2 protein-coding genes and 1 pseudogene are annotated in these 4,951 nt (G+C 73.5%); 1 reads left to right on the forward strand and 2 read right to left on the reverse strand.

Translation table 11 applies throughout. The features are described from left to right. Positions 1-981: pseudogene (locus AC08ON_RS03080) on the forward strand (hypothetical protein); the annotation flags it as partial. 1,761 nt (positions 982-2,742) lie between these two features. Here the strand turns inward: AC08ON_RS03080 and AC08ON_RS03085 are convergent. Both AC08ON_RS03085 and AC08ON_RS03090 read right to left on the reverse strand, forming a co-directional pair. Further along, entirely contained in the window at positions 2,743-3,987 is a 1,245-nt protein-coding gene (locus tag AC08ON_RS03085) for a glycosyltransferase family 4 protein (protein ID WP_476616410.1), read from the reverse strand. A gap of 45 nt (positions 3,988-4,032) precedes the next feature. Next, positions 4,033-4,951, reverse strand: a 919-nt coding sequence (locus tag AC08ON_RS03090) for a glycosyltransferase (RefSeq protein ID WP_476616411.1), incomplete at its 5' end; no start/stop codon positions are given.

Raw genomic sequence — 4,951 nt, forward strand, 5'->3', positions numbered from 1 at the left:
CGGCGCGCGACTTCCCGGGCCGGGCCGGTTGCCGCTCCTCGGGCGGCCCGACCCGTCCTCGTCTTCGTGCTGGCCGCCGCCACGCCGATCCTGGCCTACTCCGGGTGGAGCGCCTCGGCGGGAGGGGGCTTCGCCGTCTCCGCGCACTCCGGGTTCTTCCTGTACGGGCGGGTGGCGCCGTTCGCGGATTGTTCCGCGCTGTCACGAGCGGACCTGCGCACCCTGTGCGACCCACGGCCGGTCGACGAGCGCGGTTCGCCGGTTCGTTACCTGTGGCCGGCCGGTTCCCCTCTGCGTCAGGGGCACCGGCACATCCCACCGGGACGGGAGGACCTCGCGGCCGAGTTCGCGGGCGAGGTCGTGCGTCACCAGCCGTGGATGCTGGTGACGACGTCGGCTCGGTACCTCGTCGGCTATCTCTCCCCGGTCCGGCATGAGACGACGAAGACCTCGCGGGCGGACACCTGGGAACTGCCGTCCGGCGTGACCAACGTGCTGACCCCGGACGATCCGCATGCCGACGACGGCTATTTCGTCGCGACCGAGGTGCACAACCCCACGGCGGGCTGGCTGGCCGGCTACTCTCGCCTGGCCTACGCTCCGATGCCGCTTGTCGGCCTGGGTTTGCTGGCGGGTCTCGCGGCAGTACTGCCCGAGGCCGTTCGCCGGGTGCGCAGGAGTGGGGTGACGGCGGCGTGGCCGGGGCTCGGGCGGCTGTTCTGGCTGGCCGCCGGGGCCGGCCTGTCGACCCTCGTGCTGTCCGCGCTGACCTCCGGATTCGACTACCGCTACCTCGCCGCGGTCATCGGGCCGATCGGATCGGCCGCGGTCCTGGGCGCGGCCGGCTTCGTTGCCGCGCTCCAAAGCCGGACCGCCGGACAGCGCCGACCGCCGGACAGCGCCGACCGGCGGATAACAGCCCGCCGGACAGCTGACGCCAAGCGGACGATACCGTCGTATCCGCCAAACGATCGTCGCTGATGTTCGATGGGCTGACCGGCGTTGTGGCGTGGTAGTCGGGGCGACACTACCCGGCCGAGGCGGAGAGGGTTGCCGACGTGCCTGGCGGGGACGCGTGGCAGGCGGTCGAGACCTCCACGCAGGTGCCTGGGAGCGGTCCGGCGGGTGGCGGATCCGGGGCGGCGCTGGCTTGTGATCGGGGTGGTCGCGGCCGGCATGGTTTTCTCCGCGTTCGGCGTGCTCGTCGCCGCGGTCGTGCCTCCCTTCACCTCGGCCGACGAGGCACAGCACACCGCCTACGCGTTCGACGTCGCCGACGGCTCGTTGCCCGTGCTCGACTCGCCCGTGCACTCCCGTATCCCGAGCATGCCGGGACTGCCCGCCGACTGCGTGGTGCCGCCGCCGCAGGCGCGGGCCGCGGTGGCCTCCCACGTCGATCGGCTCTGTGGGGGGCGCCTAGGCCGACCACTGGCGAACGTCGACCTCACCTACACCGCGAACCATCCACCACTGTTCTACGCGGTCGAGGCCGTCCCGCTCCGGACGGGCGTCGCGCTGGATCATCCGCTGGCCGGTTTCCGGGCCGCCCGCCTTCTCAACGTGGCGTTTGGGATTACCGCGGTGATCGCGACCGCGGCGCTGGTCCGCGGTGTGCTGCCGGGGCGGCCCGATGTCGCGGTCGGCGCGGCGGCGACTGTCGGCGTGGTCGGCATGTTCGTCCTCATCTCCGGCCAGGTCTACAACGACACCCTGGCGGTGGCGACCATCACCGGCCTGCTCGCGGTGACCGTTGCGATCATCCGCCGGGGGCCGGGGCCGCGGACCTTGGCGGCACTGGCGGTGCTCGGCCCGGCGGCGGCGGCGAGCCGGGCCAGCGGCGCGCTGGCCGTCGCGGTGGTCGTCCCGGCTTTCGCTGTCGCCGTCTCGATGTGGACGTCCGGTGGCGCGCTGCGGCGAGCCGGGCGTGGCCTGACGGCCGCGGTCGTGCTCGTCGCGCTGACCTTCGCCGCGACCGGCTGGTTCTACCTGCGTAACGTGCGCCGGTACGGCGATCCCACCGCCTCGGGCCGGGTCGCCGAGATGTTCCCGATCCGCGATGGGCGGACGTCGGCCTGGCAGGTGTCACGCGACAGCGACTTCTGGTGGCACATCTACCGCGGGTTCTTCGGACGTTCCGTCCTGCTGACCGGTCACGCCCGGACGATCGCCGTCGGGGTCGCGGTCGTGACCGGTGCGGGCCTGGTCGCGGCGGGGGTTCGGGTCCTGGGCGCCCGGCTGCGGACCGTTGCGCGGCCGGGCGCTCGGATCGCGGATACCACCGATACCCGGCCGGTGGACGACGGAGTGGACGACGGGCACCCCGAGGCGGATTCGCCGGGAGGTCGGCTGGCCGGCAGCGTCGTCATCGGCCTTCTGCTCACCCTGCACTGCCTGCTCGTCGTCGCCACCCTGGTGGGCTACGTCGCCGCCGGAGGCGCGCCGTTCACCCGGTACCTGCTGCCGATGCTGCCGATCCTCGCCCTCGTCGTCGCGGCCTGCTGCGGGTCGCTGCCGCTGGGCCGTCGCGGCCTGCCGACGGTCGCGGTCGTCGCCGCGCTGGCGGCGCTCACCGTGGTCATGCTCATCCGTGATCTGGCATTCAAGCGGCCCGCGCTCGCCCCGCTGGCGAACCTGGACCGGCTGCGGACCGCCTGGGACCAGACGGCCCCGGGCCCGCCCGACCTCGGGCTGTCGTGCCTGGCGGGATGGGCCGTTCTCGGCGGTGTCCTGCTCGTCGTCGCGTTATGGAAGCTCGCTGACCCGGCGGTAGACGGCCGCGGTGAGCTGCGCGGTGCGCCGCCAGGTGAACGTGCGGGCGTGCGCCCGGCCGGCGTCGGTGTCGCCGGGGGAGTCGAGCAGCTCCAGGATCGCCTCGGCGAGGTCGTCGGCGAACGAGTCGCGGTCGGTCTGCCGAACGAGCCGCACCGGACTGGTGGAGCGGGTGATGGTCAGCCCGGGGGCCTGGCCAGGGGTCTGCTCAGGGGACCGGCCGGCGGGGGCGGCGACGTCGACGAGAGCGGCGGTGACCTCCCGCACGGTCGGGATGTCGGCGGCGACCACCGGAGTCCCGGCGGCGAGCGCCTCCAGGGGGGGTAGCCCGAAGCCCTCGTACCGGGACGGGAAGCACAGCACGCTCGCTCCGGCGACGGTTGTCCGCAGTGCCTCGCTGTCGAGATAACCGGCGACGACGACGGCGTCGGACGGCAGGTTCGCCAGGTCCAGTGCCGGTCCCCACCCCGGAGGCCCGACGAGCACCAACGGCGGAGCGTCGATTTTCGCCGCGTGCAGCCGGCGGACCGCCTCCAGCAGCGCCGGGAGGTTCTTGCGGGGCTCCACCGAACCGACGAACAGCAGGTACCGCTCGGGCAGGCCACGGGCCCTGCGCCAGGCGAGGCTCGGCTTCGCCGTGGTGAACCAGGCGTCGTCGACTCCGAGCGGCGTCGGGGTCACCAGCGCGGGGTCGAGCCGGTAGGCCGTCACCACCTCGTCGGCCACCGCGCGGCTGGGCGTCAGCACGGCGGACGCCCGGCGCAGGCTGCGGGGGACCAGATCACTGTAGCGGGCGGACGCCGCCGTCACCGTGTCCGGGGTACGCAGGTAGGACAGGTCATGGATGGTCAGCACACCGCGGGCCCGGCGCAGCGGTGGAAGGACGAAGTTCGTCGCGTGCACGACGTCGGCGGGGCCGGTGAGCCACTCGGCGGGCGGGTACTCCGAGCGGGCCCAGGCGTCCTGCAACAGCCGGGCCGGTGCCCGCCGGGCCGCCGTTCGCACCCCGGCCGGCAGCGCGCCCGGCAGCTCGTCCAACCCGCGCCAGGTGAACGCCGTCGCCGCGAGTTCCCACCCGGCCCCGGCTTCCCACCCGGCCCCGGCTTCCCACCCGGGCTCGGTGGCGAGCCGGGCGAGCCCGGTCAGCAGATGCTCGGTGTAGCGGCCGACCCCGGTGCGTTGCCCGAGCAACGGCGTGCCGTCCAGCACGACCCTCATGCCGGAATCATCCCCTCCTTTCCGGGAGTGCCACGCCGCGCCGGTTCACCGCTCGTACAACCCGTGCCGGGTGGCGATCTCCCGCCACTGCCGCGCGAACGCCGCATCGGAGAAGGTCTGGGCGCGTTCGATCGCCGCGGCGGCGAGCCGACCGCGTAGACCGTCCTCGGCGGCGAGCCGGCGAGTGAAGGAGGCAACCTGCTCCGGGCCGGTCCATCGGTAGCCGTCGATTCCGTGCCGGACGATCTCTCGCTGGCCGGCCCGGTCGATGACGACGGGAACGCAGCCCCCGGCCATCGCCTCGACGGTGGTCATCCCGAAGTGCTCCGCCGTCCAGGGACGCCGGTCGTCGTCCTCGCCGTACCCGGTGGCCGACCAGAACACCGAGCTGGTCGAGAGCAGCCGTTCGACCTCGGCGCGCGGGGCGTTGGGATGGATCTCCACCGGCAGCCCCGCGCCGGCCGCCCGGACCTGTTCCAGGTAGGGCAGTTGAGAGTCCTCACAGCCGCCGACAACGTGCATCGTCCAGTCGGGCAGGTTGCCCGCACGGTACAGGTCGCCGAACCACTGCACCATCTCCAGCTGTCGCTTGGCGTGGCCGAGGCCGGGGGCGAAGAACCGGCCGACGGTGACGACGGCCTTCTCCCGCCGCGGCGCCGGATGCAACCGTTCCACCTGGATGGGGGGGAACAGCAGGTCGGCGTCGCGCTTCCACAACCGGCGGATCCAGCCGCGGGTGAACCGCGAGTTGGCCATGACCACGTCGTAGCCGTCGAGGTAGCCGAGGTCGGCCGGGTCCCGCAGCAGCCAGGGGAAACGCAGCGGGAGCCGGGCGATCGGCCCCTCGCCACCATCGGTGACCCGGGGACGGCTCACCGCCACGCCGAGTTCGCGCACGTCCGCCGCGCCTGGCGAGAACGCGTCACTGAGCAGGGTGAGCTCGGTACCGTTCGCCGACGGCGGC

The sequence above is a fragment of the Frankia sp. CoWAU3 genome (assembly GCF_977971855.1).

Bases quoted from the DNA above. Each gene is read 5' to 3' on its own strand.
- AC08ON_RS03085 (WP_476616410.1), bottom strand. From the start codon at position 3,987: ATGAGGGTCGTGCTGGACGGCACGCCGTTGCTCGGGCAACGCACCGGG.